The following is a 1,342-nucleotide window of genomic DNA, read 5'->3' as shown; positions in this document are numbered from 1 at the left end:
TCGGATTGGCCCCCTCAAATGGGACCTTATACACTGATTACTAAGTTATTCTTAAAATTACAATTCTTTAGATTATAGAACTCATTTGGAGTTCTGTAATCTATTGATGAATGAACTCTCTTTGTATTGTATCCATTAACATATCTTTCAATAGTATCTTCTGCTTCATCAAAAGTTAAAAACATTTTTCCTGTAAGACATTCATCTTGAAGATACCTATGATATGATTCAATATGAGCATTGTAATTTGGACTGTGAACTGGAATCCTTTCATGCATAATATTTTCTTTAAGGCACAGTTTTTCAAACTTGTGCGCTATAAATTGTGATCCATTATCAGTTCGAAGCGTAAGCCCATTGACATGCCCCTTGATTTTTCTATTATATAAGGCTGTTATTGTTACTCTTTCAGCTGCAGAAGCATTAGCTGATAAGCTAAGATCATAAGCAATGATACTCCTATCAAAAACATCTATAATTGAAGTTAAATAAGCAACTTCTCTTGTTCCAGCAATAAACACATATTTAGTATCCATTTCCCATAACTGATTTGAATTAGATACCTTATGATTCTTACATATTCTTTTATACTTTCTAACTCTTTCAGTACGTTCATGTAGTATTCCCATAGTGTTCATTAGCCTATAAACTTTTTTCTTATTTATAATTAATGAATATTTTCTATTAAGTACTGAGGTTATTTTCTTATAACCGTAATACTTTCCAAATTCATCACTTCTAACTTCTGAAATATATTTTTGAATTAATATATCATTAACTTTTTGATTTTTGTTATTATAGCTAAACCCCGGTATATACGAACGGTCTTTAAAAATAATTTGCTTATTTGGGCCTTGTATCTTTTTCTTTCTATAGTAAGTAGATTTATTAAGTCCAAGTATTCGTAGAATACTTTTTACCGGTGCTCCGCAGGAAATCCATTGTTCTGCATATTCATAGTAATCAACTATTTCTTTTTTTTTAACAAATCTCTTAATACAGCTATTTCAAGATCCTTTTCTTTATTTTCTTCAATAGCTTTTAAGTAAGCCTTTTTATAATCTTGTATAAGTTCTTTTTCCTTACAATCTTTAGGCTTTATAGTTTGATGATATCTTCTATAATTGCCTTTCCAATTCGATAACTGTTGAGGATTTATATTGTATTTAGAAGCAACAAGTGAATTACTTCCACATTCTAATGCTTCTATTACAATAGCAACTCTCTCTTCTTCAGTAAACTTTCTTATAAATCTTGTACTCATTTTTATCCCCCTCAATTAAGTTATTTTTATTATAATTACATTGAATGTAATAGTCCAACTTTTTGAGGGGGCCTATGA

Annotated in this window: 2 protein-coding genes; both read right to left on the bottom strand. The window is 29.3% G+C overall.

The genetic code is table 11. The features are described 5' to 3' along the window. Positions 1–26: 26 nt before the first annotated feature. Positions 27–938 carry an IS3 family transposase gene (locus A500_RS19795; protein ID WP_278245147.1) on the bottom strand — a complete coding sequence of 304 codons (912 nt, stop codon included), beginning with the start codon at positions 936–938 and terminating at the stop codon, positions 27–29. Between the two features lie 29 nt (positions 939–967). Continuing rightward, positions 968–1,264, bottom strand: coding sequence for a transposase (locus A500_RS19790; RefSeq protein ID WP_016209197.1), 297 nt, complete (start codon positions 1,262–1,264; stop codon positions 968–970). Positions 1,265–1,342 lie beyond the last annotated feature (78 nt).

This window comes from Clostridium sartagoforme AAU1, from assembly GCF_000401215.1.
GTDB lineage: Bacteria > Bacillota > Clostridia > Clostridiales > Clostridiaceae > Clostridium > Clostridium sartagoforme.
Note: the sequence above shows the minus strand (reverse complement) of the source record. Positions and strands in the feature narration are given on the sequence as shown.